Source organism: Nonomuraea sp. NPDC001831, from assembly GCF_042892035.1.
Taxonomy (GTDB): Bacteria; Actinomycetota; Actinomycetes; order Streptosporangiales; family Streptosporangiaceae; genus Nonomuraea.
In genome coordinates this window covers 150,833-177,025 of sequence record NZ_JBIATU010000013.1, presented here as the reverse complement: position 1 = coordinate 177,025, position 26,193 = coordinate 150,833, and the positions used below count along the sequence as shown (strand labels likewise).

The 26,193-nt window shown below is 72.7% G+C and carries 24 protein-coding genes; 6 read left to right on the top strand and 18 right to left on the bottom strand.

All coding sequences use genetic code 11. The features are described from left to right. Nucleotides 1-114 precede the first annotated feature (114 nt). The 3 genes from ligA to ACFYYW_RS34685 all read right to left on the bottom strand — a co-directional run bounded on the left by ligA (nt 115) and on the right by ACFYYW_RS34685 (nt 3,807). Nucleotides 115-2,307, bottom strand: a complete 2,193-nt coding sequence (gene ligA, locus ACFYYW_RS34695) for an NAD-dependent DNA ligase LigA (protein ID WP_364412734.1) — start codon at nt 2,305-2,307, stop codon at nt 115-117. Nucleotides 2,308-2,380: 73 nt separating this feature from the next. Then, nucleotides 2,381-2,800 (bottom strand): hypothetical protein, encoded by a 420-nt coding sequence (locus ACFYYW_RS34690; protein ID WP_352318943.1) that lies wholly within the window; start codon nt 2,798-2,800, stop codon nt 2,381-2,383. Between the two features lie 14 nt (nt 2,801-2,814). Beyond that, nucleotides 2,815-3,807 (bottom strand): methionine synthase, encoded by a 993-nt coding sequence (locus ACFYYW_RS34685; protein WP_352318941.1) that lies wholly within the window; start codon nt 3,805-3,807, stop codon nt 2,815-2,817. 24 nt (nt 3,808-3,831) lie between these two features. On the opposite strand from ACFYYW_RS34685, the gene ACFYYW_RS34680 reads away from it, so the two are divergent. Then, nucleotides 3,832-4,464: an MBL fold metallo-hydrolase gene (locus ACFYYW_RS34680; RefSeq protein ID WP_387655181.1), complete on the top strand. Its 633-nt coding sequence runs from the start codon at nt 3,832-3,834 to the stop codon at nt 4,462-4,464. Here ACFYYW_RS34680 and mnmA read toward each other — a convergent pair. Further along, a complete protein-coding gene (gene mnmA / locus ACFYYW_RS34675; RefSeq protein WP_352318938.1) occupies nt 4,461-5,522 on the bottom strand; it encodes a tRNA 2-thiouridine(34) synthase MnmA in 1,062 nt (353 codons plus the stop codon). The two genes, ACFYYW_RS34680 and mnmA, sit on opposite strands and share 4 nt — an antisense overlap. A gap of 67 nt (nt 5,523-5,589) precedes the next feature. Between mnmA and ACFYYW_RS34670 the strand changes: the two genes are divergently transcribed. Beyond that, on the top strand, nt 5,590-6,642 hold the full coding sequence (locus ACFYYW_RS34670) for a DUF695 domain-containing protein (protein WP_387655178.1): 1,053 nt from the start codon (nt 5,590-5,592) through the stop codon (nt 6,640-6,642). Here ACFYYW_RS34670 and ACFYYW_RS34665 read toward each other — a convergent pair. Continuing rightward, complete coding sequence (locus ACFYYW_RS34665; protein WP_352318935.1) at nt 6,635-7,798, bottom strand: cysteine desulfurase family protein; 1,164 nt, start codon at nt 7,796-7,798, stop codon at nt 6,635-6,637. The genes ACFYYW_RS34670 and ACFYYW_RS34665 overlap by 8 nt on opposite strands. A gap of 53 nt (nt 7,799-7,851) precedes the next feature. Between ACFYYW_RS34665 and ACFYYW_RS34660 the strand changes: the two genes are divergently transcribed. From ACFYYW_RS34660 to ACFYYW_RS34650, 3 genes are all read left to right on the top strand, one after another. Continuing rightward, nucleotides 7,852-8,361: a TetR/AcrR family transcriptional regulator gene (locus tag ACFYYW_RS34660; RefSeq protein WP_352318933.1), complete on the top strand. Its 510-nt coding sequence runs from the start codon at nt 7,852-7,854 to the stop codon at nt 8,359-8,361. Between the two features lie 766 nt (nt 8,362-9,127). Then, the gene (locus tag ACFYYW_RS34655) at nt 9,128-10,315 is read left to right on the top strand and encodes an MFS transporter (RefSeq protein ID WP_387655173.1); all 1,188 of its coding nucleotides are present in this window, start codon (nt 9,128-9,130) and stop codon (nt 10,313-10,315) included. A gap of 70 nt (nt 10,316-10,385) precedes the next feature. After that, nucleotides 10,386-11,054, top strand: a complete 669-nt coding sequence (locus tag ACFYYW_RS34650; RefSeq protein WP_387655170.1) for a rhomboid family intramembrane serine protease — start codon at nt 10,386-10,388, stop codon at nt 11,052-11,054. A gap of 74 nt (nt 11,055-11,128) precedes the next feature. Here ACFYYW_RS34650 and ACFYYW_RS34645 read toward each other — a convergent pair whose 3' ends face one another. The 12 genes from ACFYYW_RS34645 to ACFYYW_RS34590 all read right to left on the bottom strand — a co-directional run bounded on the left by ACFYYW_RS34645 (nt 11,129) and on the right by ACFYYW_RS34590 (nt 24,643). After that, nucleotides 11,129-12,082 carry an electron transfer flavoprotein subunit alpha/FixB family protein gene (locus ACFYYW_RS34645; RefSeq protein WP_387655167.1) on the bottom strand — a complete coding sequence of 318 codons (954 nt, stop codon included), beginning with the start codon at nt 12,080-12,082 and terminating at the stop codon, nt 11,129-11,131. Nucleotides 12,083-12,101: 19 nt separating this feature from the next. Next, nucleotides 12,102-12,881: an electron transfer flavoprotein subunit beta/FixA family protein gene (locus ACFYYW_RS34640; protein ID WP_352329623.1), complete on the bottom strand. Its 780-nt coding sequence runs from the start codon at nt 12,879-12,881 to the stop codon at nt 12,102-12,104. Between the two features lie 253 nt (nt 12,882-13,134). After that, nucleotides 13,135-14,355, bottom strand: coding sequence for a serine/threonine-protein kinase (locus ACFYYW_RS34635; RefSeq protein ID WP_387655164.1), 1,221 nt, complete (start codon nt 14,353-14,355; stop codon nt 13,135-13,137). A gap of 35 nt (nt 14,356-14,390) precedes the next feature. Next, a complete protein-coding gene (locus ACFYYW_RS34630; RefSeq protein ID WP_387655162.1) occupies nt 14,391-16,157 on the bottom strand; it encodes a serine/threonine-protein kinase in 1,767 nt (588 codons plus the stop codon). A gap of 16 nt (nt 16,158-16,173) precedes the next feature. Beyond that, on the bottom strand, nt 16,174-18,252 hold the full coding sequence (locus tag ACFYYW_RS34625) for a serine/threonine-protein kinase (RefSeq protein ID WP_387655355.1): 2,079 nt from the start codon (nt 18,250-18,252) through the stop codon (nt 16,174-16,176). Between the two features lie 198 nt (nt 18,253-18,450). Further along, nucleotides 18,451-18,963 (bottom strand): YbaK/EbsC family protein, encoded by a 513-nt coding sequence (locus ACFYYW_RS34620; RefSeq protein ID WP_387655159.1) that lies wholly within the window; start codon nt 18,961-18,963, stop codon nt 18,451-18,453. Between the two features lie 64 nt (nt 18,964-19,027). Further along, nucleotides 19,028-20,584 carry a flavin monoamine oxidase family protein gene (locus ACFYYW_RS34615; protein WP_387655156.1) on the bottom strand — a complete coding sequence of 519 codons (1,557 nt, stop codon included), beginning with the start codon at nt 20,582-20,584 and terminating at the stop codon, nt 19,028-19,030. A gap of 30 nt (nt 20,585-20,614) precedes the next feature. Then, nucleotides 20,615-21,457: a M55 family metallopeptidase gene (locus ACFYYW_RS34610; RefSeq protein WP_352328816.1), complete on the bottom strand. Its 843-nt coding sequence runs from the start codon at nt 21,455-21,457 to the stop codon at nt 20,615-20,617. A 43-nt stretch (nt 21,458-21,500) separates the two neighbouring features. Next, a complete protein-coding gene (locus ACFYYW_RS34605) occupies nt 21,501-22,706 on the bottom strand; it encodes a DUF6395 domain-containing protein (RefSeq protein WP_387655152.1) in 1,206 nt (401 codons plus the stop codon). Further along, on the bottom strand, nt 22,697-23,044 hold the full coding sequence (locus ACFYYW_RS34600; RefSeq protein ID WP_352328819.1) for a hypothetical protein: 348 nt from the start codon (nt 23,042-23,044) through the stop codon (nt 22,697-22,699). Before ACFYYW_RS34600 ends, ACFYYW_RS34605 begins: the two co-directional genes overlap by 10 nt. Before the next feature lie 80 nt (nt 23,045-23,124). After that, nucleotides 23,125-23,898, bottom strand: a complete 774-nt coding sequence (locus ACFYYW_RS34595; RefSeq protein WP_387655148.1) for an enoyl-CoA hydratase/isomerase family protein — start codon at nt 23,896-23,898, stop codon at nt 23,125-23,127. 64 nt (nt 23,899-23,962) lie between these two features. Then, nucleotides 23,963-24,643 carry an endonuclease gene (locus tag ACFYYW_RS34590; RefSeq protein ID WP_387655145.1) on the bottom strand — a complete coding sequence of 227 codons (681 nt, stop codon included), beginning with the start codon at nt 24,641-24,643 and terminating at the stop codon, nt 23,963-23,965. 101 nt (nt 24,644-24,744) lie between these two features. Between ACFYYW_RS34590 and ACFYYW_RS34585 the strand changes: the two genes are divergently transcribed. Continuing rightward, entirely contained in the window at nt 24,745-25,029 is a 285-nt protein-coding gene (locus ACFYYW_RS34585; RefSeq protein ID WP_352328823.1) for a Fe-S cluster assembly protein HesB, read from the top strand. Nucleotides 25,030-25,082: 53 nt separating this feature from the next. On the opposite strand, the gene ACFYYW_RS34580 is transcribed toward ACFYYW_RS34585, so the two are convergent. Continuing rightward, nucleotides 25,083-26,141 carry a 3-deoxy-7-phosphoheptulonate synthase gene (locus ACFYYW_RS34580; RefSeq protein WP_352322075.1) on the bottom strand — a complete coding sequence of 353 codons (1,059 nt, stop codon included), beginning with the start codon at nt 26,139-26,141 and terminating at the stop codon, nt 25,083-25,085. Between the last annotated feature and the right edge of the window lie 52 nt (nt 26,142-26,193).

Here is a 26,193-nt window from a genome sequence, read left to right as displayed (position 1 = left end):
ATGGGTAGCGCGGCCATCGACAGTCCGTACACGACTCTGATCCCCAGCCCGCCGGCTGCGCATCCGCGGGGCCACGGAACACCAGCCCCGCCGCAAGGGCGAGCCGGGGCCCCGCTACGTCTCCTCGACCACCGCCACGCGCGCCGCGGCCTCCGGCCCCTCCTTCAGCAGCAGCTCGAACCCCTGCTCGTCGAGGATCGGCACCTTCAGGCTGACCGCCTTGTCGTACTTCGACCCGGCGTTCTCCCCCGCCACCAGGAACGACGTCTTCTTCGACACCGATCCGGCCACCTTCCCGCCCCTGCTGGTCAGCGCCTCGGACGCGGTGTCGCGGGTGTAGGACTCCAGCGTCCCGGTGACCACGAACGTCAGCCCCTCCAGGATCTGGGGCTCCGTCTTCTCCGGAGCGGGGCCGTCGTCCATCCGCACCCCGGCCCGCCGCCAGCGCTCGACGATCTCCCGGTGCCAGTCGACCTCGAACCACTCCCGGATCGTCGCCGCCACCCGCGGCCCGATGCCCTTGACCGAAGCCAGCTCCTCCTCCGAGGCGTTCATGATGGCGTCGATCGACCGCATGGAGTCGGCGAGGTCGCGGGCCGTCGGCGGGCCGACGTGCCGGATCGACAGCGCGACCAGCACCTGCGCGAGCGGCGCCGACTTGGCGCGGGCGAGCTCGTCGACCAGCGTGCGGGCGGCCTGGCTGGGCCCGCCGTCGAGGTTGGCGAACAGCGAGACGACCTTCTGCTCGCCGGTCTCGGGGTCGAGCTTGGGCAGGCCGGTGTCCTGGTCGCGGACGACCGACCGGATGGGCATGAGCTGCTCGATCGTCAGGTCGAACAGGTCGGCCTCGGTGCGTAGGACGGGCTCCTGCGGCGGCACCGGCTGGGTGAGCGCGGTCGCCGCGACGTAACCCAGCCCGTCGATGTCGAGCGCGCGCCGGCCGGCCGCGAAGTAGAGGCGCTCACGGATCTGGGCGGGGCAGCTGCGGGCGTTGGGGCAGCGCAGGTCGGCGTCGCCCTCCTTCTCGTAGGCCAGCTCGGTGCCGCACTCGGGGCAGTGGGTCGGCATGACGAACTCCCGCTCGGAGCCGTCGCGCAACGCCGTGACCGCGCCGACGATCTCGGGGATGACGTCGCCCGCCTTGCGCAGCACCACGGTGTCGCCGATGAGCACGCCCTTCTTGATCACCGTGGCCGCGTTGTGCAGGGTGGCCCGCTCGACGGTCGAGCCGGCGACCACGATGGGCTCCATCACCGCGTACGGCGTGACCCGGCCGGTGCGGCCCACCCCCACCTGGATGTCGAGCAGCTTGGTGTTGACCTCCTCCGGCGGGTACTTGTAGGCGATCGCCCAGCGCGGGGCCCGCGAGGTGGACCCGAGCTCCCGCTGCGTGCGGAAGTCGTCGACCTTGACCACGACCCCGTCGATCTCGTACGCCGGATCGTGCCGGTGCACCCGGTAGTGCTCGATGAACTCGTCGACCTCGGTGAGGCCGGGCACCACCTTGAACAGGTCGCTGACCGGCAGCCCGAACTCCCGCAGCCGCTCGTAGACCTCCGACTGGGCGCGCGGCACGGCCGAGCCCTCCCAGACGCCGATGCCGTGGACGAGCATGCGCAGCGGGCGCTGGGCGGTGACGCGCGCGTCCTTCTGCCGCAGCGTGCCCGCCGCGGAGTTGCGCGGGTTGGCGAACGGCGGCTTGCCCTGCTCCACGAGCTGCTCGTTGAGCTGCTTGAAGCCCTCGACCGGGATGTAGACCTCGCCGCGCACCTCGACCAGGCTCGGCACGCCCTCGCCCTTGAGCCGGTGGGGCACGCCCTTGATCGTGCGCACGTTGGCCGTGACGTCGTCGCCGATCCGGCCGTCGCCCCGGGTGGCGCCGCGCTCCAGCTTGCCGTCGCGGTAGACGAGCGCGATGGCCAGCCCGTCGATCTTCAGCTCGCACAGGTAGGGCCCCGGGTCGCGCTCGGCCAGCCGCTCGACGCGGGCCATCCAGGCGGCCATGTCGGCCTGGTTGAAGGCGTTGTCGAGGCTCTCCATGCGGTTGAGGTGGCTGACCTTGGCGAAGTCGCCCGAGACCGGCGCGCCCACCTTCTGGGTGGGCGAGTCGGGGGTCTGCAGCTCAGGATGGGCCTGCTCCAGCGTGAGCAGCTCGCGGAACCACTCGTCGAACTGCGCGTCGCTGACCGTCGGCTGGTCGAGCACGTAGTAGCGCCAGCGCGCGTCCTCGACCAGCTCGCTCAGCTCCGCATGCCGCTTGAGCGCGGCCACGGGCACGCCCCCGACCTCGGTGTCACGCTCGCTCACGCTGGGTCTCCTTCCACGTCGGACACGCTGAGGAAACGCTACCGCCGGGCTCCGACAGGAACGACTCCCCCGGTCATCCGCCCTGGGCCCAGACGCCTTCCCAGACCGAGCAGTTACCGGTGATCTTCCTTGCCGTGCCCCGGCAGACCCTGCCCTCGACGGAGAGCATGTAGCCGGTCTTGAGCGAGAACTCCAGCGGCTTGGTGCCCGAGCAGTTGCGGTACGTCTTGCGCCCGTCGCCGCCGCCGTCCTTGACCCAGCGCAGTTGCAGCCACGAGCAGCCGGCACGGCCGGGGAAGTCGTACAGCCTGCCGCTGACCACGAACCCCGGCCGGTCGAGCAGGACCTTGCCCTTGGCCTTCCCGGCCCGGTCGGCGGAGTAGATGGACCCCCAGCTCCAGATCTCGGGGTTGACCGAGGCCCGTGCGGGGACGGCGATCGAGGCGGACGCGATCAGCATGGCGGCACCGGCGGCCAGAACGCGAGCAATCATGGCAAGGACGCTACTCAGCCGCCTTGCAGCCCGCTTGCCGGATCGTCCTTGAGCACCTGGGCGGCCTTCCTGCACGCCGCCAGGGCGGCCCGCGCGTAGCGGGGCGAGGCCCCGGCCAGGCCGCAGGCGGGCGTCAGGGTGACCTTGGCGGCCAGCCCGTCGGGGGCGAACCCGAGCCGCCGCCACAGCTCCACCGCGGGCCTGGCGACCACCCCGGTGTCCGGCAGCGCGACGTCCCTGCCCGGCACGACGCCGAGCAGCAGGCCGGCCCCGGCCTCGAAGAGCTCGCCGAGCTGGTCGTCGTCCCTGCGGCGCAGCAGCGACGCGTCGACCGACACCGCGCGCGCCCCGGCCCGCCGCAGCAGCGCGTAGGGCACCCCGGGCGCGCAGCAGTGGACCACCGGGTCGGGGAACAGCCGCAGCGACTCCTCCACCCGCCACTCCTCGACCGCCGCCAGCCGCCCGAACCCGGACGCGGTCGGGACCGTGCCCGCCAGCACGCCCGGCAGCCCCGGCTCGTCGAGCTGCAGCACGATCTCGGTGACCCCCGGCAGCCGCCGCCGCACCTCGGCGCAGTGGTCGGCGACCCCCTGGGCCAGCGACGCGACCAGGTCGCGCACGGCTCCGGCGTCGGAGAGCATCTTGTCGCCGTACTTCAGCTCAAGGGACCCGGCCAGCGTCCACGGCCCGCACACCTGCAGCTTGAGCGGCCCTGAGTAGTCGTGCGCGACCTCCTCCAGCCCGTCGAGGTCGCGGCGCAGGTGATCGACGGCCCGCTGATGGTCGCGGCCCGGCCGGTCGGCCAGCCGCCACCCGGACGGCTGCACCTCGACCGGCAGGTCGATGAGCAGCCCGGCCGTCCTGCCGACCATGTCGGCGCCGACCCCGCGGGCCGGCAGCTCCGGCAGGTACGGCAGGCCGGGCAACTCGCCGAACACGACACGGATCGCCTCAAGATGATCCTCACCCGGATGCGACCCGACCCCGGTGGCTTCCCACGTAGACATGGGCACAAGCGTAGGCTCTGCCGGATGGAGCTCACCAAACTCACGCACGCCTGCGTACGCCTTGAGAAGAACGGCAAGGTCCTGGTCATCGATCCGGGCACCTTCTCGCAGGAGCCGGTGCTCGACGGGGTCGACGCGGTCCTGATCACCCACCAGCACTTCGACCACTTCGACATCGAGAAGCTGAAGGCCGCGCCCGCCGGGATCGAGGTCTGGACGTGCGAGGGCGTCGCGGCCCAGCTGACCGACGTGCCGGTCAAGGTCCAGGTGGTCCGGCACGGCGACGACTTCGACGCGGCCGGTTTCCGGGTGAAGGCGTTCGGCGAGTGGCACAGCAAGAACCACCCCGATGCGCCCATCGTGCAGAACGTCGGGTTCATGCTCGACGACGAGGTGTTCTACCCCGGCGACGCGCTCACCCTGCCCGGCGTCGAGGTGCCCACCCTCCTCGCGCCGACCAACGCCCCCTGGATGAAGCTCAGCGAGATGGTCGAGTACCTGCGCACGCTGCGCCCGGCCCGCGCGTTCTCCACGCACGACGGCCTGCTCAACGACATCGGCCTGTCGCTGGTGGACACCTACCTGGAGCTGGAGTCGGACAAGCAGGGCGCCGACATGCGCCGGCTCAAGGTCGGCGAGTCGGTGACGCTCCCCTAGGCGGCCGAGACGATGGTGGCCGAGCCGATGACCGTGTCGCCGGAGTAGAGCACGGCCGCCTGGCCCGCCGCGACGCCGGTGGCCGGGCGGTCGAGGTCGATGCGCAGGCCGCCGCCCGCCTCCTCCTCGAAGCGGCAGCCGTAGACCTCGCCGTGGGCCCTGAGCTGCACGGTGAGGTCGTCGAGGCGGGACGGGCCGTTCCAGACCGGGCGCACGCAGGAGATCGAGGTGACCTCCAGCGCCGAGCGCGGGCCGACCGTGACCGTGTTGGAGACCGGCTCGATCGACAACACGTAGCGCGGCCTGCCGTCGGCGGCCGGACGGTCGATGCGCAGGCCCTTGCGCTGGCCGACCGTGAAGCCGTGGGCGCCCTGGTGGGTGCCCACCACCGCGCCCTCCTGGTCGACGATCGGGCCCTCCTCGGCGCCGAGCCGGCCGGCCAGGAAGCCGCGGGTGTCGCCGTCGGCGATGAAGCAGATGTCGTGGCTGTCGGGCTTGTCGGCGACGGTCAGGCCGCGCCGCGCGGCCTCCTCGCGCACCTCGGCCTTGGTGGAGCCGCCGAGCGGGAAGATCGCGTGGCTGAGCTGCTCACGGGTGAGCACCCCCAGCACGTACGACTGGTCCTTGCCCTGGTCGACGCTCCTGGACAGCACGCCGTCGGACAGCTTGGCGTGGTGGCCGGTGGCGACGGCGTCGAAGCCGAGGGCGAGCGCCCGGTCGAGCACCGCCTCGAACTTGATCTTCTCGTTGCACCGCAGGCACGGGTTGGGGGTGCGGCCCGCGGCGTATTCGGCCACGAAGTCCTCCACCACGTCGCGCTGGAACCTCTCGGCCATGTCCCAGATGTAGAACGGGATGCCGATCACGTCCGCGGCCCGCCGCGCGTCGCGGGAGTCCTCGATCGTGCAGCAGCCCCGCGCGCCCGTGCGGTGGGATTGGGGATTGGCCGACAGGGCCAGATGCACACCAGTGACGTCGTGACCGGCCTCGGCGATCCGGGCGGCGGCCACGGCGGAATCGACGCCGCCCGACATGGCGGCAAGCACACGCAGTCCCATGACCGTTCCAGCGTACTGTCCGGCGGGGAGTGCGCGGCCATCGGCTCCGTCTGGAAGGATTCAGCGCATGCGACTGTTCGGGCGCAAGGACGAAGAGGAAGAGGCCGGCCGGCCCGGCGACGGCGTGGCCGCGTTCTGGGCGTGGTGGCAGGAGGCCAGGCCGCGGCTCGACTCGCTGGTGGCGGCGGGCACGGCCGACGGCATCGAGGAGCTGGTCGCCCCCGCCGTGGCCGCGATCGACCCCGGCCTGGTCTGGGAGGTGGCGCCCGGCAGGAACGCCGCGCACGCCCTGGTGGTGACCGCGGCCGGCGACGCCGAGCTGCGCTCGCTCGCCCACCGCTGGGCCAGGGCCGCGCCGCCGGCCGACCTGCTGTGGGAGTTCCATCCGTCCCGGCAGGCCAACCCGCAGGCGCTGGAGCTGACTCTCGACGTGGGCGGGTTCGAGTTCGCGCTCGACAAGCTGGTCTTCGGGCTGCGCGTGCCGCGCAACCAGCCGCGCGTCGACGTGACCGCCCACCACCCGATCTTCGGCGAGCTCGACGAGGAGGCCCGCCTGGAGGCGACGCTGCTCGCCCTCGACTGGCTGCTGGGCGAGGACGACGTCGCCAGATGGGTGGGCGAGATCACACCCGCCACGTTCCAGCCGATCGACGCGGTCGCCGCCGTCCACCTGCCCGCCGTGGTCGCCGACCTGGCCTCGGGTTATCAGGGCGAGGAGTGGCTGCTGCTCGAAGGCCAGACCGGCGAGGGCGCGTCGCTGGTGGCCACGGCGCGATTCCCGCTGCGGCCCGTCGACCACCCGCTGCTCGACCAGCACATCGAGATCACGCTTCCGTACGCCCACCGCGACGCCGACGGCCTGCCCGTCGGCGATTCGCTGAAGGCGTTGCGCGACTTCGAGGAGCGCCTGGCCGCCCGCCTGCTCAAACTGCGCGACGACGCCCTGCTGGCCGCGCACCTGAGCGCCGCCGGCCGGCGGGTCGTCCACGTCTACGCCGACCCGGCCTCCGACGCGGCGATCCACGCCAAGGAGCTGATCGTGAGCTGGGAAGAGGGCGAGCCGCGGGTCGACGTGGGCCACGACCCCGCCTGGGCCGCGGTCTCCCCCTTCCTCAGCTGAGCCCGGCCCTGCGGGCCCGCTCGACGGCCGCCGGCAGCACCTCGATCAGGCGGTCGACGTCGGCGGCGGTCGAGGTGTGGCCCAGGGTGAACCTGAGCGAGCCGCGCGCGGCCGCCGCGTCGGCGCCCATCGCGAGCAGCACGTGCGAGGGCTGCGCCACGCCCGCCGAGCAGGCCGAGCCGGTCGAGCACTCCACGCCCTTGGCGTCGAGCAGCATGAGCAGCGCGTCGCCCTCGCAGCCGGGGAAGGAGAAGTGGGCGTTGCCGGGCAGCCGGCCGGTCGGGTCGCCGTTGAGCACGACGTCGGGGACGGCCTGGCGGACGCGCTGGATGAGCTCGTCGCGCAGCGCCGTCAGGCGGCGGCCCAGCGCCTCCTGCTCCTTCACGGCGGTCCGCACGGCGGCGGCCAGGCCCGCGATGGCGGGCGCGTCGAGGGTGCCGGAGCGCACGTCGCGCTCCTGACCTCCGCCGTGCTGCACCGACACCGGGGTCAGCCCCCTGGTCAGCAGCAGCGCGCCCACGCCCATCGGGCCGCCGACCTTGTGGCCGGTCAGCGTGAGGGCGTCGGCGCCGGAGTCGGCGAAGGACACCGGGAGCTGCCCGATCGCCTGCACCGCGTCGGTGTGGAACGGGACGCCGTGGTCGTGGGCGACGGCCGCCAGCACGTGGACCGGCTGGACCGTGCCCACCTCGTTGTTGGCCCACATGACGCTGATCATGGCCACGTCGTCGGGGTCGCGCTCGATGGCGGCGCGCAGCGTGTCGGGATGGACCCGGCCGTACTCGTCGACGTCGAGCAGCTCCACCTCGGCGCCCTGGCTCTCGGCCAGCCACGCGGCCGGGTCGAGCGCGGCGTGGTGCTCGACGGAGCTGAGCAGGATGCGCCGCCGGGGCCGGCGCGCCCAGTAGAGGCCCTTGATGGCCAGGTTGTCGGCCTCGGTGCCGCCCGAGGTGAACACGACCTCGCTCGGCCGGGCCCCCAGGGCGTCGGCGATGCTCTCGCGGGACTCCTCGACGACCCTGCGCACCTGACGGCCCGCGGCGTGCAGCGAGGAGGCGTTGCCGACGCGTTTGAGTTGCTCCGTCATGGCCTCGATCGCTTCGGGCAGCATGGGCGTGGTCGCCGCATGATCAAGATAGGCCGACGGTCGTGTCACCAGATCAGGGTATCTCGTTTGCCACTGTACCGTCCGGACGGTACAGTTGAGGCATGCGAAGGGACGAGCTGTTGGACGCGGCGGAAGACCTCCTGTGCGACCAGGGGTCGGCCGCGCTGACGCTGTCCGCCGTGGCCGACCGGGCCGGAGTGAGCAAGGGCGGCCTTCTTTACCACTTCGGCACCAAAGAGGCCCTGATCAAGGGCATGGTCGAACGGCTGATCGAAGAGTTCGACGACCTGATGGCCGCGCAGCCGGACGGCACGTACACCGAGCGGTACCTCGGCGCCACGCTGATCGCCGTGCGCTCGGGGCGGCTGCGACGATGGGCGGTCGTGACGGGCGCGTCGGGGAACCTCTTCCTGCTCGCGCCGCTGCGTGAGGCGATGTCGCGCTGGCACCGGGAGGGGTTGGGCGACGAACCCGACCCGCTGGCCGCGCAGATCGTCCGGCTGGCCTGCGAGGGTTTGTGGGACGTGGCCAGCCACGACCCGCAGCTCAACTCGGAAGCGGACCTGCGTGCCCTCGAAGCCCGGCTGAGAGCGCTGCTCAAACCCGGCTGAACCACCCGGCCCGCGTGTGTCGCGAGTCACCCTGGTCACGGGAATGTGCCGGGGCCACTCGCGGTTCAGGTGTCGGAGCTTCGATCACGAAGATTCCGCGGTTCTCTGCTGTGTCGGCCGGAACGGATGGGAGGGCGGTCTCGCGATGACGATCCCGTGCTCCCACGACCCCTGTCCCGGGGGCCTCGCCCGCTTCCCGTCCGGACCGAGCGCCTCGGCGGCGCCCGCCGTCCCCGTCAGACCGGTCCGTACGGGCTGGGCAGGCCGGACGCGCAGGCCCCCGTCAGGCAGACGGTAGGCCGGAGGGCGCGGACGGCGGCCGGGCGGTGGCACCGACCGGCCTGACCGTCAGGGCCCGCCGCCGGGTCATGACGCGGGCCACGACCGAGCGCCCGGGTCGCTCACCAGGCAGCACGAGCCGACCCCGACCGGCGCCGGCCGGCCACCCGCTCACCGACCACTCGCCGCCCTGAGCCGCGCCTCAACGCACCCCAGGGCCCCGAACCACCCCGTCCAACGGCCGAGGCCGGTCGACCAGACCTCGGCCCGCCGACGCCCCAGCAGGCCCACGGACCGCCCAAGTCGCTCTGTCCCCGCACAACCGGGCACTCGGGAGGCGGGCCATGAGCCGGGGCGGCGGGCCGAACCGGTGCCGGCCGGCGGTCTTTGTCCCTTCGAGTGTTCATCCCCCCAGATCTCCTGGGCGCCCCCACCAGGGGAGCGCCTGATTTGTGACGCAATAAAGAGTTTGTGAGAGGTGTGCCTTATGACCCGCGACCTGAGGACGGCCCGCTACGGGGCGATCCTCACCTTCGTCCTCGGCGGCCTGATGGTGGGCACGATGACCGTGCGCATCCCCGCCCTGACCGACAAACTCGGCCTGTCCGAGTCCACGGTCGGCGCGGTGCTCCTCGCATGGGGCCTCGGGGCCCTCGTGACCATGCAGTCCATGCGACGGATCATGGCCCGCGCGGGCAGCAGGGCGGTTCTGCGGATCGGCGCCCCACTCACCGCGGTCGGCCTGCTGGCCGTCGCCTTCGCCCCCAACCTGCCCCTCCTGATCGTGGCCGCCACGTTCTTCGGCATGGCCTTCGGCACCGTGGACGTCGCCATGAACGCCCAGGGCTCCACCGTCGAGCAGGCGTACGGCCGGCCGCTGATGAACGGCATGCACGCCGGCTGGTGCGTGGGCGCCATCTCGGCGGGCGCGCTCGGCAGCCTGTCGATCGCCGCCGGCCTGTCGTTCACCGCCAACCTGGCGCTGGTCGCCCTGGTCTCGCTGCCGGTCGCGCTGCTGATCGGCCGTACGTACCTGCCGGAGGCCCCGGCGACGGAGTCGGCGCGCACGGCCCGGCACCGCATGCCGGCGATCGTCTACCTGCTCGGCGCGATCATGTTCTTCGCCTTCATGGTCGAGGGCGTGGTCGCCGACTGGAACGGCCTGTACATGCGCAACGAGCTCGGCGCGCCGGAGGCGCTGGCCGCGCTCGGCTACCCGGTGTTCGAGGCCGGCATGCTGCTGGCCAGGCTCACCGGCGACCGGCTGCGCTCCCGGTTCGGGGTGCGCGGCATGCTGGGCGTGTCCGGCGTGGCCACGGCCGGGTTCTTCACGGTCGTGCTGATGGCGCCGGCGGCGCTGGTGGCGGTGCTGGCGATGTTCTTCGTCGGGCTCGGCGTGGCGACGATCGCGCCGCTGACGCTCTCCCTGGCGGGCACCGCGACCGACGCACCCGGACCGGCCATCGCCCAGGCGGGCGCCATGGGCTACGCGGGCCTGCTGCTCGGCCCGGTGGTGATCGGCTTCCTGTCGGACGCCACCTCGCTGCGCGGCGCGCTCGGCATCGCGGTCCTCCTGGGCGTGCTGATCGCCGTGGCGTCGCGGTTCCTGCCCAGGCGGGAGGCGCCGGTGTTCGACGCCGTTCCCGTGCGGGAGCCGGTGAAGGTCGCCGCGTAGGACATTTGTCATACCAAGCCTCGTACATCCGTCCATGTCCGATTCGTGGAGGGCGTGCGAGGCTTAGGCGGTGTTCAAGCCATATGTCACCGCGGTCGTCCTCGTCGGCACGGCGGTTCCGAGCCTTCTGCAGTTCGCCGTCCCGGGGCTGGAGGCCGCGTGGATGCGCGATCCGGCCGCGATCTCCGGCGGCGAGTGGTGGCGGCTGGGGACGGCGCTCGTCGTCCAGGACGGCGGCGTGTTCGGCACCCTGTTCAACCTGGCGTTCCTCGCGGTGCTCGGCTACGTCGCCGAGCGCGCGCTCGGCCCCGGGCGCTGGCTCCTGCTGTACGTCTCGGGCGCGGTCGCGGGCGAGGCCGCCGGCTACCTCATGAACGACCCCGGCGCGGGCAACTCGGTCGCCCTCTGCGGCCTGGCCGGCGGCCTTGCCGTGGCCGCTGCCGGTCCCCTGGAACGCTCGCTGGGCGCGTTCTACGCGGTCCTGTCGGGCGCCTGGACGTTGTCGGCGTCCGGCACGGTCGGCGTCGTGCTGATGGTCGTCCTGGCCGGAGCCGGCTTCCAGCTCGTGGCGCACCGCGACCGGGTCCCCGCCCCGCTGTTCCCCGCGGTCGCCGCGGCGGCCGCCGTCGTCCTGTGCGCGCTGCTGGACCTGCACGGCTTCGCCCTGCTGGCGGGCGTCCTGGCCGGATGGGCGCTGAAGGCGGCCGGCGCCCGGACCGCGCCCGCCGCGTCCGCCTGAGACGGCGGAGGCGGCGCCGCACGTCGTGCGGCGCCGCCTCCGACCGGCGCTGGGCGCGCCGATGATCCCTGACGCTACTTGCGCTTGCTGATCTCTTCGGTGAGCTGCGGGACGACCTGGTGCAGGTCACCCACGACCCCGTAGTCGGCGAGCTCGAAGATCGGCGCCTCGGGGTCCTTGTTGATCGCGACGATGGTCTTCGCGGTCTGCATGCCGGCCCGGTGCTGGATGGCGCCGGAGATCCCGGCCGCGATGTAGAGCTGCGGCGAGACCGTCTTGCCCGTCTGGCCCACCTGGAACTGGTGGGGGTACCAGCCGGCGTCCGTGGCGGCGCGCGAGGCGCCGACGGCCGCGCCCAGCGTGTCGGCCAGGCCCTCGATGACGGAGAAGTTCTCGGCGGAGCCCACGCCCCGGCCGCCGGAGACCACGATCGCGGCCTCGGTCAGCTCGGGCCTGGCGCCCTTCTCCTGCTTGACGCGCTCGACGATGCGGGCGGCCCTGGCCGCCTCGCTCAGCGCGACCGACACCTCCTCGACGGCGCCGGCGCCCGCGGCGGCCTGCGGGGCCGTCGAGTTCGGGCGTACGGCGACGATCGGGGTGCCCCTGCGCACCCTGGAGTGCACGTTGACGCCGCCACCGAAGATCGACTGGTCGGCCACGAAGCCCTCGGACAGGCCCACGGCGTCGGTGATGACGCCGGAGTCGGTCTTGACGGCCAGGCGACCGGCGACCTCCTTGCCCTCGGCCGTGGCGGCCACGAGCACCGCGGCGGGCGACTTCTCGGCGACGAGCTGGGCCAGCAGCTCGGCCTTGGGCGCCACCACGTGGTCGACGATGTCGGCGGACCCGGCGTTGTAGATCGTCTCGGCGCCGTACTCGGCCAGCCTGGCCTTGGCGGCGTCGCCGAGGCCGGGGCCGGCCCAGACGGCTGCGGGCGTGCCGAGCGAGCGGGCCAGGGTCAGCAGTTCGAGCGTGACCTTCTTGACCTCGCCGTCGACCTGCTCCACGAGAACGAGAATCTCCGACATATCAGTAAAACCCCCGTTCTCAGATGAACTTCTTGGAGGCGAGGAAGTCGGCGGCCTTCGAGCCTCCGTCGCCCTCGTCCTTGACGATCGTGCCGGCGGCGCGCGGCGGCGCGGCGGCGAAGTCGACCACCTCGGACCAGGCGGCGCCCAGGCCGACCTGGGCGGCGTCGATCTCGGCGTCGGCGATGGCCAGCGTCTCGACCGGCTTCTTCTTGGCCGCCATGATGCCCTTGAAGGACGGGTAACGCGGCTCGTTGATCTTCTCGACCACGGACACGACGGCCGGCAGCGAAGCCTGAACCTTGTCGAAGCCGTAGTCGGTGATGCGCTGGACGCTGATCGAGGAGCCCTCGATCTCGACCTTGTTGGCCAGGGTGAGCTGGGCCGTGCCCAGGCGCTCGGCCAGCATCGCGGCCAGCACGCCGGTGCGGGCGTCGGTCGACTCCGAGCCCAGGACGACCAGGTCGAACCCGATCTTCTTGAGCACCTGGGCCATCGCGTACGAGGTGGACAGCGCGTCGGAGCCGTGCAGCGCGTCGTCGCTCAGGTGGACCGCCTTGTCGGCGCCCATGGCCAGGGCCTTGCGGATGGTCTCGGTGGCCTTGCCCGGGCCCATGGTGAGCACGGTGACCTCGCCACCGTGCGCCTCCTTGAGCTTCAGCGCCTCCTCGACCGCGTACTCGTCAAGCTCGTTGACCACGCCGTCGACGGCGTCACGATCGAGCGTGTTGTCATCGGACCGCAGCTTGCGCTCGGTCGCCGTATCGGGGACCTGCTTCACGCAGACGACGATGTTCATGGCCGGTGGCCGACCTCCCGTGTTCGCGTGCGCCCACCGCGTCGCTGCGATAGGCGCCGAATGCAATGCTGACCAGACTGCCAGGTTCCCGACGGGCTCCTGACACGGGGTGGGTCAGAGTCGTGCCCTGGCTCCCGCGGTCATGTTACCCGTGGGTAGCTTACGCGCAAACCGGCGGTTCCCGCGTCAAGCCCCTACCCTTCCCACCATACCGAACTTTATTCGGTCCGTTCCGATCGCCCCCCGAGGGAAATCAGGCGGACAACAGGAACACGATGCCCACCACCAGGGCCGTACCCGCGAACAGGGCCAGTGTGAACGTGCTGAACACCGCGGCCAGCCCGAAGCACAGCCCCACCGCCCCCGCCACGCTCACCAGGTCGGCCACCATCCGGCCGCGCCGGTACGGCCCGCGCGAGAGCAGCGCCACCCCCGCGTCGCTCACCACCGCCAGCACGTAGGCGGCCAGCAGGAACAGCGCCACCTCGGGCAGCGGCTCGCGGGCGGCCGCCGCCAGCAGCGACACGAACAGGCCCGAGCCGATCAGCCACCGCCTGCGCACCTTCTCCCGGTGCCGCGCCCTGGACTCCTCCACCGAGCCGCGCCGGCCGTCGCCCGGCCGCCACTCCCTCGTGCTCAGGTCGTCGGCCGGCCGCGGACGCGCCACCGGGGCCGAGGGACGGGGGCCGGCCTGCCGTACGTGCGGGACGGGGGCGACGCCCAGCCGGGCGCAGATCTGCGCGGCCGTGGGCCGCGCGGCGGGATCGGTGGACAGGCACTCGCGTAACAGCGGCGCCAGCCAGTCCGGCACGCCCTCCAGGTCGGGCGGGTGGTGCACGACCCGGTAGGCCACCGCCGAGGCCGGCCCCTGCCCGTACGGCTGCCGCCCGGTCGCGGCGTAGGCGAGCGTCGCGCCGAAGGAGAACACGTCGGCCTCGACGCCCGCGCCGCCGCCTTCGAGGATCTCCGGAGCCAGGTAGCCGGGCGTGCCGACCACCGCTCCCGACGCCGTGACCGACAACGTGTCGAGCGCGCTGGCGATGCCGAAGTCGATGACGACCGGGCCGTCCTCGCTCATCATCACGTTGGCCGGCTTGAGGTCGCGGTGGACCACCCCGGCCTCGTGCATGGCCAGCAGCGCGTCGGCCAGCCCCGAGGCCAGGGGGCCCAGCTCTTCGACGGGCACCGGCACGGCGCTGAGCGGGCGGCCCTGGACGTAGCGGGTCACCAGGTAGGGTCTGGGGCCCTCCAGCGAGGCGTCGAGCACCTCGGCCACGTGCGGCCCGCCGACCCGGCGCATCGTCTCGACCTCGCGGTCGAGCCTGGCCAGCGCGAGGGCGTCGGCCGCGACGTGCGGATGCAGCACCTTGACCGCGACCGTGCGCCCCTGGGCGTCGAGCGCCAGATGGACCTCGCCGAAGCCGCCCGCGCCGAGCCTGGAGAGAAGCTCATAAGGGCCGAGGCGCTCGCTCATACCTCATCTCTCCCCCGTCGGACCGAGGGGGACACTCAGGACCACGGAGTCAGGAAGCCCAACCCCAGCCCGTCCAGCAGACTTTCGATGAGGCCGGTGATCAGCCCGATCGTGCTCTGCCTGGCGTCGCTCGCCAGGTCGTCGATCACGCTCTGCGGGGCCCGCCAGGGCGTCCAGACCGGGTCCTGGCCGAGCGCGAACATCGCCGCGAACAGCGCCGCCGTGCCCACCGCGACGACCGCGACCAGCGCGGCGCCGGGGCTGCGCAGCACGCCGGTGAGCGTACGGGTCACGGCCTTGCGCGGCGCGCCGCCGCCCGGGAGCACGAACAGGCCCCCGGCGAACGCGCCGGCCGCGAAGGCGGCGGCCTGGTTGGTGCCCATGCCGCCGGCCCAGTGGAGCGCCCCCCACACGCACGCGCCGAACAGCAGCGCGAGCGGCACGTGCACCAGGGTCACCAGCGCGGCCTTGACCAGCGCCCACGGCGTGCCGACCAGCGCGAGCAGCGGGTCGGCCGAGCTGCTGCCGCGGATCTGGCGCCGCTTGACCATGTCGCCGAAGAGGTATTCGCCCACGCGCAGCACCACCGCGAGCGCGACCGCCACCGCCCCCATGACGACGGGCATCATGACGGTCAAAGCCACCAGCGTGACCAGCAGCAGCAACCCGGTCACCTGGGCGCCGAACAGGTACCTCTTCCGCTCCGCCGGCGGCACGTGGCCGCGTGGCTGGGGCGGCGGCGTGTAGGGGCGCGGTTGCGGCGGCGGCGCCGGGTAACCGGCCACCCGCTGGTCGGTGCGCGGCACCGGGCGCGCCGAGGTCGGCGCGGGCACGTAGGGCGGCGGCCGCTCCTCCCGCCGCGCGGGCGGCGGCGGCGGGGGCGGCGGCGCGGGCTTGCGGTACTCGACCGGCGGCAGCAGGTCGGAGAACGTGTCCATGGCCCGCGTGCCGCTGCCGATGCGCTTGGTGCCGGTCGGGCCCTCGATCTCGTTGAACGTCGTCACCGACGGGTCGAGCTCCCTGGCCATCCGCAGCAGCTCCTGCGCGCCCGGCCGGGCGGCGGGATCGACCCGCAGCGCGCGCGACAACCAGCCGCGCAGCCACGCGGGCGCCCGGTCGAGCTGGGCCCGCCCCTCCATGATGTTGAAGCAGACCGCCTCGAACGTCCCGGTGCCGAACGGCGGCGCGCCCGTGGCGGCGAAGAACACCGTCGAGGCCAGCGCGTGCACGTCGGCCGCCTGGGTGATGTCGGAGTCGCGGATGATCTCGGGCGCCAGGTAGCCGGGCGTGCCGACGAACATGCCGGTCTGGGTCAGCCGGGTCGCGTTCACCAGGTGGGCGATGCCGAAGTCGATGACCAGCGGCTCGCCGTCGACCAGCATGACGTTGGACGGCTTGAAGTCGCGGTGGATCACGTCGGCCGCGTGGATGGCGACCAGCGCCTGGCACAGCCCCTGGACCAGCCTGATGACCTGCCGCGCCTCCAGGGCGCCCTCGGTCAGCACGGTCTCCTCCAGCGTGCGCCCCGGGGCGAAGCGGGTCACGACGTAGGGCTGGCCCCCCACCAGCTCGGCGTCGATGACCTCGGCGACGTACGGGCTGCGCACCCGGCGCATGGTCTCGACCTCGCGGGTGAGCCGGTCGCGGGCCTTGAGGTCGGCGGCCACGTGCGGGTGGAGCACCTTGATGGCGACCTCGCGGCCCTCACCGTCGAGACCCAGGTGGACGACCCCCATGCCGCCCTCGCCGATCTTCCTGACGATGCGGTAGGGGCCGAGGCGTTCCGGCGCTTGGATGCTCATCGCCACCTTCCTCGGCTCAGCCGCCGCCCTTCAGGCTGCTGAGTTGCTCTGTCACGGGTGTGATGTCCAGTGGACTCCATACACTCCCCCTTGGCGTGTCCCCGAACGTGCCGTAGGCGAGGATCAGCGAGAGCGCGGCGCCCGCCGCCAGCACTCCCGCCATCGCCATGGCCGCTGTCCTAGAGGGTACGAGCGATGAGAGCGTTCTGCGCATCTGCCGCCCCGGGCCCTCGACGCCCGGCCCCGCGCAGAGGGTCCAGAGCGCGACCGCCGCCCCCCACGCGAGGGCGTTGGCCGAGTTCATCTTGACCACCACGCTGAGCAGCAGCGTCACCGGCAGGCCGAGGATCAGGGCGTACAGGACGAGCGCGACCGTGATGCCCACGGACTTGGCCAGCGCCTGCGGCTGGGCGAAGACCCTGAGCACGTCGAGGGCGGCGGACCCGGCAGGCCGGCGGCCGCTGAGCACCGGCTGGGCGAGGTCGGCGGCGCGCAGCAGCACGGCGATCGGGATCGCCACCACCGCCACCAGGACGGGGGCCGTCACCGCCGCCACGATCATGAGGATCAGCAGCATGGCGCTCGCCACCCCGTACGCCTTCGAGCGCTGCAGCGCCTGCGCCGGACGCCCGCCCTGGTGGTACGGCTCGCGAGCGGCCTGCGGCTCCTGCGGCGGGTACTGCGGCTGCGCCGGGATGTAGGGCGGCGGCTGCACGGGCACCGGGCCGTAGTTCGCCGCTTCCTGGCCGGCGTTGAACCGGCCGTGGTCCAGCGGCTGGGCGCCGGACCCGAGACGGCCGTGGTCGACCGGCTGCGGGCCGGAGCTGAGCCGGCCGAACTCGGCCGAGTCCGGGCGCACGCGCCGGGTGGGCACGTCGGCCTCGTGCGGGTCGACCTGCGGCAGCGACTGCGACCGGGGCAGCGGCTGGGGCTGTGACTGCGGCTGGGGGTGGAGCGGGGGCTGCTGCTGCGGCCAGGGCTGGCTGGGCCCGGCCTCGCGCTGGATCTGGCGCAGCTCCTCCGGCGAGACCCGGCGGGTCGGCCACGGGTCGCCCGCGCCCTGGTCCGCCGGCGCCGCGCCCGGTTCAGGCAGCCCGGCGCCAGGCAGCCCGGCGCCGGGCAGCGGAGCCGCCTGGTTGGGCAGCCCGGCCGCCTGGTTGGGCAGCAGCGAGACGAAGTGCGGGTCGGCGGGCGGCGCGACCGGCTGCTCCTGGCCGTCGATCAGCCGGCGCGGCGTCATCGGCGGCGTGGAGACGTCGTAGGACGGCTTCTCCCCCACGAACGGCGGCCGCCTGGTCGGGTAGTCGTCGGGCGCGTCGGGCCGCGGCACGGTGGAGATCTCGTCGGGCACGCCGCGCGGCGGCCTCGGCAACATGCGGGCCGTCTGCTCGGCCAGGTCGGCGGCCTTGGGCCGCTTGGCCGGGTTGCGCTGGAAGCCCGCCTTGAGCAGCGGCTGCAGCTCGGCCGGCACGCCGCTGATGTCGGCCTTGCCGGCGGTGATGTTGTAGAAGATCATCTCCAGCGTGCCCTTGCCGAAGGGCGGCTGGCCGGTGGCGGCGTAGAGCAGCGTGCCCGCCCAGGCGTGGATGTCGACCTCGGGGCCGGCCTCCTGGCCCTCGATGATCTCGGGCGCGAGGTAGCCGGGCGTGCCGATGAACATGCCGGTCTGGGTCAGCCTGGTCGCGTCGACCGCCTGGGCGATGCCGAAGTCGATCAGGACGGGCTCGCCGTCGAGGATGAGCACGTTGCCCGGCTTGAGGTCGCGGTGGATCACGCCGACGGAGTGGACCACGGCCAGCGCGGAGGCCACGCCGTGGGCCAGCCGGACCAGCGCGGGCAGGTCGAGCGGCCCGTCGTCCTTGACGATCTCGTCGAGCGGGCGGCCGGGCACGTAACGCGTGACGATGTAAGGACGATGACCGGTTACATCCGCATCGACCACTTCTGCGATGAATTTGCTGCGGACCCGGCGCATGGTCTCGACCTCACGCGAAAGCCGTCGCCTGGCGACCTCGTCGCCGGCGACCTCTCCGCGCAGGACCTTGACCGCCACCTGTCGCCCCTGCGGGTCGACAGCGAGGTGGACAACGCCCATCCCGCCTTCACCGAGCCGCCTGAGCAGCCGGTAAGGGCCTAGTCGGTCATCGTTCATGGCATGAAGCACCATACCGGCTTAATCCCCGCCCACGAGATGAACCATGAGGCCACATTCCCACTCGTACAACGTCCGATACGGCCTCATCGGTTTCCCATCCAACGGTCTCGAATTGGCTTCAGTTCGGCTTCGGGGCCTTCAGGTCGTCAGGGACAGGACCTCGGCGCCCTTCAGCCCGGCCAGCGCGGCGCCCGGCACGGCGAGCTTCGACCCGCGCACGCCGCTGCCGATCACCACTCTGGGATGTTCGGCGACGTGCACGTCGACCAGGACGGGCCAGTCGCCGGGCAGCCCGAGCGGGGTGATGCCGCCGTACTCCATGCCGGTCAGCTCGACCGCGTCGGCCATCGGCGCGAAGCTCGCCTTGCGGGCGTCGAGGTGCTTGCGCACCACGCCGTTGACGTCGACGCGCATCGTCGCCAGCACCATGCAGGCGGCGTAGCGCGTCTCGCCGCCGCGCTTGGCGGCCACGACCACGCAGTTGGCCGACTCGTCGAGCCGCACGCCGTAGCGCTCGCAGAACGCGGCCGTGTCGGCCAGGTCGGGGTCGATCTCCGCCACCTCGGCGCCCTCGACGCCCGGCACGGCGAACGCCACCGGACCGGCCAGCAGGTCGGCGCGCTCGGTCGCGGGCACCCAGTGCAACGTCATCCTCGTCTCCTCGATCGCTCTTCCTTGACCGACCCTATGCCGGTCGAGGAAGTGGCGTGCGACGTCACGTGGACTGCAGCACCCGCTGGTGCAGCATGGTGACGGCGCTGCGGGCCGACTCCATGGCGCCTGCCTGCCAGGCGATCAAGTGGGTGAGCCAGTCACCCGCGAAGTAGACCCTTCCGGCGGGGCGTTGCAGAAGAGTGAAGGACGAATCAAAGGACGGCCAGTACATCCAGCCTCCCTGGATGTGCTCCTGGCGGTGCCAGGCGATGGACACGCTGGACAGCAGGTTCTGGCGGTACTTGTCGCCGTGGATCTTCCTGCCCTGGGTGAGGGCCTTGCGCCTTCTGTCCTCGGGGGTGAGTGAGCCGTACAGCTCGGCGTTCTGCTCGGTGTTGTAGTAGCCGACGATGAGACCGCGTTCGGAGTGGTAGCCGTGGGAGGGGTACCAGATGTGGGTGATGTCCAGGTCGGTCTCGGTGACGCCGCCGTAGATGCGGTCCTCCAGCTCCCACCAGCGCCTGCCGTACTCCAGGCCGATCTTGCCGGCGGCGACCGGGATGGGGGTGCTCAGGGCGCTGGTGACCTGCGCTCCCAGGTTGTGCGGGATCTTGGCGAGGAGGTGCGGGGGGAGGGTGGCGATGCAGTAGTCGGCCTTGACGCTGCCGCCGTCGTACGTGACCTCGACGCCGTCGTCCAGGGTCGTGATTTTGGTGACCTTGGCGCCGGTCCTGATCCGGTCGGCGCCCACGGCCTCGGTCAGCTTCCTGACGATCGTGTCCATGCCGCCGACCGGCTGGAACATGGGGGTGGCCATGTCGTAGCCGAAGTCGTTGGTGATGGCGCGGCCGGTGGCGGCGGCCAGCACGTCGTGGAGGGTGCCCGGGGGCGGGATGGGGGTGCCGCCGTCGAGCGCCGGGTACTTGGCGAAGCCGCGCCGGGGCGAGCCCTCGTAGTCGAGCTTGGGGCCCAGGTCGCCGAACCGGCGGAGGAACTCCAGCAGGCGCTGCCGGTCGTCGGCGGTGATCGCCTTGTCGAGCGCGCCGATATTCGTGGCTTTGGCCAGCAATTCTGCGACATATCCGTACATGTCGGCTCGGGCAGTGCGGGCCCGCACGGTCTTCCCGTTGGTGTGGACGTACGCCGAGGCGTTGTTGTTGACGAACGTCTCGATCGGGACGCCCAGCTCCCTGCAGTAGTCGAGGGTGACCATCCAGGGGGCGATGCGGCCGGGCCCGGCGTTGAAGTAGACGCCCTCGCCCAGCTTGACGTCCTGGGCCGGGCCGTTCAGCTCGGTCAGGCGGTCGCCGCCGCGCAGCGTCAGGTTCCGGCCGCCGGCCCTGCCCCTGGCTTCGAGCAGGGTGCAGTCGTAGCCGGCCTTGCCCAGCTCGTACGCGGCGGTCAGCCCCGCCACGCCCGCGCCGAGGATCACCACCTTGGCCGCGCCCTTGCCGCGCAGGGAGAAGTCCCCGGGGCGCGGCGCGGCGAACTCCTTGTCCTGCTCCGAGGGGGCGAGCCCGAGCGCGCCCATGGCGGCGTACATGGCGCCCGCGCCGCCCACCGCTCCGATCCCGACGAGCAGCCCCCGCCGGGTCAGCGCCGCGCCTTCCACCGTCACCCGCTCCCTAGGTCAGCAGTTACCGACATCTCAGCCGTACGGCCCGCTGCCGCAGGCCACCTGGCCGCCGATGGTGGCGAAGATCCCGAGCAGCGCCATGATCTGGCGGAAGTCGTCGGTGGTGAACTCGGTGTGCCGGGAGCCGGCCGTCTTCACGCCGGGCACCAGCGCCACCGCCGCCGCGATGGCGGTCGAGTTCCACTCCACCCCCAGCGTGTACGGCGCCTCCACCCGATAAGGCGTGAAGTCGCTCAACCGGGAGAGCCCGCGAGCGGCGGCCTCACGGATCCTCGCCTGGGCGACGCTCGGCGGCAGCAACTCGGCCGAGAACTTGTCGATCCCCTTCTTGACCGCGACCGTCTCGACGTCGCCGAGCAGCTCGCGCGCCTCCTCGCCGACGGCCTCGTCCCCGGTCACCAGCACGACGGGCACGCCGTGGAAGCCCGCGCACGCCGCGACCAGCCGGGTCTCGCCGCACGGCTCGCCGTTGAGGTAGACGTTCTGGATCTCCTTGCCCATCCACGTGTGGTTGAGCACGCCGTGCTGGACGCCGGCCATGGCGTGGTAGCCCACGAAGCACGCGGCCTGGAACGTGCCGTCCAGCCCCTGGGCCATGCGCTGGGCCTTGCCCGGCCCCCGGATCAGGGTGGCCCGCGGGTCCAGGAGGTCGATCCGCAGGTTCTTGGTGGACCCGTGGGCGTCGTTGACCAGCACCGAGCCCGCCCCCGCGGCGAACGCCCCCTCGACGGCGGCGTTGGCATCGGCGGTCATCAGCTCGCAGCCGCGGTCGTAGCCGCGTTTGCCGGCGTGCATCTCCTCGGGGTCGGTCAGCCCCGTCACGCCCTCCATGTCCACCGACAGGTAAACCTTCACGCAGTCAACTCCTCGCACTTCGCCGGATCCGTCCCGCGGACGGTCACGCGCCCCACGTCTCCACCCGCCGTACCTCCGCCTCGGTCATGAGGCCGACCTGGGAGGTCAGGAAGGCGGCCGCCTCCGCCCGCCACGGCTCGGGGATCTCCTCGATCGCCGGCGGGTAGCAATGGTCGAGCCAGCTCGTGGACTCCTCGGTCGCCTCGAAGTGGTCGAGGGCCTTGGCGAACAGAGACCGTTCGACGCCGGGGATCCGGGCCAGGCCGTACTCGACCATCTCCTGGCCCCCGAAGGGGGGCGGCCGCAGCCACTTGCGGGCCACGGGACGGTCGGCGGTGAGGGGCGTGTCCAGGGGGCGGCGCTCGACGGCGGCCTGGATGAGCTCCTTGTACAGGCACTTGCCGCAGGTGCGGCAGGGGCCGTCGGTGCCGCGCAGGCACCAGCGCACCTGGTCCTTGAGCTCGGAGTTCAGGGCCAGCCGCATGGTGACGGCCTCGCTCACCCCGCCGACCGGGAGCACGATGTGCACGCCGGCGGCGGCGAACAACCGGCCCCACGCGCCGTGCGGCGCCCACATCGGGTTGTCAGGCGTGAACCGCAACAGGTAACGGTCACCGCCGAGCCAGCGTGAACCCAGTTCATAGCCGAAGCCCAGGCCACCGAGGTTCATCCGGTCGGCCAGCAGGAGCGCCCCCGCCGCGACGGCGTGGTGCTCCGGATAGCCCGGACGCGGCTCGGCGAGCGTGAACTCCAGGTCGGAGGTGACGGTGGTGAGCTCGCGGCCGGTCCGCTCGGCCAGCTTGGCCAGCACGTCGGAGCGGTAGTGCGGCCACCGGTTGGGCACCCGCGGATGCGGCACCCGCCGGAAGTGCACGAACGGCGCCGACGGATGGATGGCCGCCGCGGCCACGGAGTCCGCGCCGCCGCTGTAGGAGAGGGCGAGCCGGTCGCCGGCCCGGCGCGGCTCGGCCCCGACCGGCCCCGCCTCGATGCCCCACCCGTCGTGCAGGGCCGCGGCCACCTCGGCGGAGACGGCCCGGTCGAACGTGATCCGCCGCCTGGTCCAGGGCGCCACGATCGTCCAGGCGGCCACGGCGAACAGGTCGGGGTGGGCGTCGTCGGGCACGCCGCCGATCGAGCAGGAGTTGGTGGCCAGCTTGACGGGATGGTCGTCGGCCGCCCTGCCGGTGATCTCGTCCTCGGGGTCGAGGCGGAAGGTCAGCTCGGTGCCGGACCAGGTCACGCGCACGGCCGGCCCCCCTCGGGGACGCGGGCCCGCAGGTCGTCGATGGCCTGCCAGACGAGCACCTCGTTCTGGAGCACGCCGTCGAGGGCCTGCGCGGTCTCCTGCGCCAGCCGGTACGTGTCGTCGACCCTGGCCTTGTCGATCACCGGCCCGGCCGGCGGACGGGCGTTCCGCAGCCGCTCGACCTCGCCCTGCAGGGTCGCCATCTCCCTGCGCAGGGTCTGGACCTCCCAGAGCGCGTCCCGGATGTCCTGCCGGTGGTCGGCGACGGAGATGTAACGGGAGTCGAACCACGTACGCACGGCTTTACGCAGCCGGGCGGGGACCGGGACGCGCATCATGAAACGCCACCATACTGGCAAACCCGCTTCCCCTTGGACGGCCTACTCCAAAGGGTTGCATTCGTATGGCGGCCGGGTGGTCACCGTCCGGTGAACTTGGCCTTGGCCTTCTCCGCGAAGGCCCGCATGCCGATCCGGGCGTCGTCGGTGGCGAACAGGCCGGAGAAGTGCAGGCGCTCGATCTCCAGGCCGGAGTCGAGGTCGACCTCGGCGCCCTGGTCGACGGCCTGCTTGGCGGCGCGCAGCGCCACGGCCGGGCCGCCGACGAACGTGGCCGCCCACTCCAGGGCCGCCGTGTAGACCTGCTCGTCCGGCACCACCCGGTCGACCAGGCCGATGGCCAGGGCCTCGGCGGCGGTGACGTGCCGGCCGGTGAAGATCAGATCCTTGGCGCGGGACGGGCCGACGAGCCGGGGCAGGCGCTGCGTGCCGCCCGCGCCCGGGATGAGCCCGAGCAGGATCTCCGGCTGGCCGAGCCGGGCCGACTCGCCCGCCACCCGGAAGTCGGCGCACAGGGCCAGCTCGCAGCCCCCGCCCAGGGCGTAGCCGGTGACGGCGGCGATGACCGGCTTGCCGATGCGGGCCACCGTGGTGAAGCACGCCTGGAGCGTGCGGGAGTGGGCAGACATGTCGGCATAGGACATGTCGGCCATCTCCTTGACGTCCACGCCGGCGGCGAAGACCCGCTCGCCGCCGTAGAGGATCACCGCCTGCACCTGGTCGTCGGCATCGACCTGCAGCGCCGCCTCGACGAGCTCCCGCTGCGTCTGAACGTCGATCGCGTTCATCTTCGGACGGTCAAGACGGATCGTGGCGATCTGGTCGGCCACCTCGACGCTCACAAACTCACCCATGAGCCGAACCTAACAGAGCGCCCCCGCTCACCCCCGCGGCCCACCTCGTCGCCCGCCTTGTCGTTCACCCCGCCGCGGCCGACCTCACCTCGTCGGCGGCCTTCTTGCTGGTCGACACGCGGACCAGGGCCGCCGACAGGCGGGCCAGCTCGTCGCCGGAGCGGGCCAGGCGGGCCAGGCCGCGTTCCTGGCGCGGCAGGCCGAGCCGGGCCGCGCCGTCCAGCACCCGACCGTCCAGGTGCGGCGCGACCTGCGGCCAGACGCCCTGGACCTCGCGCAGGAAGATGTCGGCGCCGGTCGGGCCGATGCCGGGGAACTCCCGCAACAGCTCGCCGATGCGCCCGGGGTCGCCTCCGGCCTCGTCGCGCAACCTGCGCAGGTCGCCCTTCCAGCGGTCGAGCAGCAGCTCGGCGCCCCTGCCGAGCATGGTCGAGGTGCGTTCGTCGTAGCGCCGGTAGTGGCCGCGGCCGAGGGCGTCCACGCGGTCCTGCCAGCTCGCCCGCGCCATGTCCCGCGGCGTGCGGTACCCGGCGGCGAACAGCTCGCGCGCCGCCGCCACCGCCACCCCGGACGAGATGCGCGCGCTGAGCAGCGTGGCCAGCACGAGCAGCTGGTACAGCGGCCGCGGCCGGTCGGCGAGCCGGATGCCCGCCTCCGCGGCGAACGTCTGGCCGCACTGTTCGAGCAGGGCGTCCAGCACGCCCTTGTCCTTGTCGGCGTCCTTGTCGGCGTCCTTGTCAGCCATGACGTTCCGCTACCCCCACGGCGGCCGCTCATCCCGGCCCGGCGCGTTTGCCGCCCTGGTCGCGGGGGAGGCGGGGGGTCTCCAGCGAGAAGGAGCGCATCGTGCTGACTTTGACTGACAACGCCGTGGTCGCGATCCGTGACCTGATGGTCGGCGAGGACGTGCCCGCGCACGCCGGCCTGCGGATCGCCGCCAAGCCGGACGAGGCGGGCGCCTTGGAGGTGTCGCTGGCGAGCACGCCGTACGCCGGGGACCAGGTCATCGAGCAGGGGGACGTGCGCGTCTTCGTGGCCGAGGACGCGGCGCCCATCCTCGACGACAAGTCGCTGGACGCCCAGCCGGGCACGCCTGGGCATCCGACGTTCCGGCTGGACCGCCGCACCTGAGTCGGCCCTGCCGGACCTTCCGGCGGCCCGCCCACCGGGCCGCCGGGAGGCCGTCAGCCGGCGGCGCGGCCGGCGCGCACGGCGTCGGCCAGCTCGGCCAGCAGGCGCTCGGTCTCCTCCCAGCCCACGCAGGCGTCGGTGATGCTCTGCCCGTACGTCAGGCCCTCGGCCGGGCCGGGCTCCTGCCGCCCCGGCACCAGGAAGCTCTCCACCATCAGCCCCGCGATGCCCTTCTCGCCCGCCGCCAGGCGTCCGGCCACCTCGCGCACCACGGCCGCCTGCCGGACGTGGTCCTTGCCGCTGTTGCCGTGGCTGGCGTCGATGATCAGCCGCTCCGGCAGCCCGGCCTTGGCCAGCAGCGCCAGCGCGTCACCGATGGACTGGGGGTCGTAGTTCGGACCGGTGCGCCCGCCGCGCAGGATGACGTGGCAGTCGGGATTGCCGGTGGTCGAGACGACCGCGGCCCGGCCCTCGTCGTCGATGCCGAAGAACACCTGCGGGTGCGCGGCGGCGTTCACGCCGTCGATGGCCACCTGCACGTCGCCGTCGGTGGCGTTCTTGAAGCCGACCGGCATGGACAGGCCGGAGGTGAGCTGGCGGTGCACCTGGCTCTCGGGCGTGCGCGCGCCGATCGCGCCCCAGGTGACGGCGTCGGCGATGTACTGCGGGCTGGTCGGCTCCAGGAACTCGCAGCCCACCGGCAGCCCGGTGTCGAGCACGTCGAGCAGCACCGTCCTGGCCAGGCGCAGCCCGCGCTGGACGTCGTGGCCGCCGTCGATGTCCGGGTCGTTGATCAGGCCCTTCCAGCCGATGGTGGTACGCGGCTTCTCGAAGTACACCCGCATGACCACGCACAGGGCGTCGCCGAGGTCGCGGGTGGCGGCGGCCAGGCGGCGGGCGTAGTCGAGCGCGGCCTCCGGGTCGTGCACCGAGCACGGGCCGACGATGAGCAGCAGGCGGTCGTCGTCGCCGGCGAGCACGTCGCGCACGGCGTTCCTGCTCGCCGCCACCAGCGCCTCGCGCTGCGGGCCGAGCGGCTGTTCACCGATGAGCTCGCGGGGCGTGGGCAGGGGTTCGAACGAGGTGATGCGCAGGTCGCTGGTCGTGGTCATGGGCTGGTCCTCCGCTTTCGATGGAAGTTCGAAGGCGGTACGGCCCACATCC

Bases quoted from the DNA above. Each gene is read 5' to 3' on its own strand.
- ACFYYW_RS34580 (WP_352322075.1), bottom strand. From the start codon at position 26,141: ATGACCACGACCAGCGACCTGCGCATCACCTCGTTCGAACCCCTGCCC.
- ACFYYW_RS34625 (WP_387655355.1), bottom strand. From the start codon at position 18,252: ATGGGCGTTGTCCACCTCGCTGTCGACCCGCAGGGGCGACAGGTGGCG.
- ACFYYW_RS34640 (WP_352329623.1), bottom strand. From the start codon at position 12,881: ATGAACATCGTCGTCTGCGTGAAGCAGGTCCCCGATACGGCGACCGAG.
- ACFYYW_RS34690 (WP_352318943.1), bottom strand. From the start codon at position 2,800: ATGATTGCTCGCGTTCTGGCCGCCGGTGCCGCCATGCTGATCGCGTCC.
- ACFYYW_RS34670 (WP_387655178.1), top strand. From the start codon at position 5,590: ATGCGACTGTTCGGGCGCAAGGACGAAGAGGAAGAGGCCGGCCGGCCC.
- ACFYYW_RS34660 (WP_352318933.1), top strand. From the start codon at position 7,852: ATGCGAAGGGACGAGCTGTTGGACGCGGCGGAAGACCTCCTGTGCGAC.
- ACFYYW_RS34685 (WP_352318941.1), bottom strand. From the start codon at position 3,807: ATGTCTACGTGGGAAGCCACCGGGGTCGGGTCGCATCCGGGTGAGGAT.
- mnmA (WP_352318938.1), bottom strand. From the start codon at position 5,522: ATGGGACTGCGTGTGCTTGCCGCCATGTCGGGCGGCGTCGATTCCGCC.
- ACFYYW_RS34630 (WP_387655162.1), bottom strand. From the start codon at position 16,157: ATGAGCATCCAAGCGCCGGAACGCCTCGGCCCCTACCGCATCGTCAGG.
- ACFYYW_RS34620 (WP_387655159.1), bottom strand. From the start codon at position 18,963: ATGACGTTGCACTGGGTGCCCGCGACCGAGCGCGCCGACCTGCTGGCC.
- ACFYYW_RS34655 (WP_387655173.1), top strand. From the start codon at position 9,128: ATGACCCGCGACCTGAGGACGGCCCGCTACGGGGCGATCCTCACCTTC.
- ACFYYW_RS34645 (WP_387655167.1), bottom strand. From the start codon at position 12,082: ATGTCGGAGATTCTCGTTCTCGTGGAGCAGGTCGACGGCGAGGTCAAG.
- ACFYYW_RS34635 (WP_387655164.1), bottom strand. From the start codon at position 14,355: ATGAGCGAGCGCCTCGGCCCTTATGAGCTTCTCTCCAGGCTCGGCGCG.
- ACFYYW_RS34595 (WP_387655148.1), bottom strand. From the start codon at position 23,898: ATGGGTGAGTTTGTGAGCGTCGAGGTGGCCGACCAGATCGCCACGATC.
- ACFYYW_RS34590 (WP_387655145.1), bottom strand. From the start codon at position 24,643: ATGGCTGACAAGGACGCCGACAAGGACGCCGACAAGGACAAGGGCGTG.
- ACFYYW_RS34680 (WP_387655181.1), top strand. From the start codon at position 3,832: ATGGAGCTCACCAAACTCACGCACGCCTGCGTACGCCTTGAGAAGAAC.
- ACFYYW_RS34600 (WP_352328819.1), bottom strand. From the start codon at position 23,044: ATGATGCGCGTCCCGGTCCCCGCCCGGCTGCGTAAAGCCGTGCGTACG.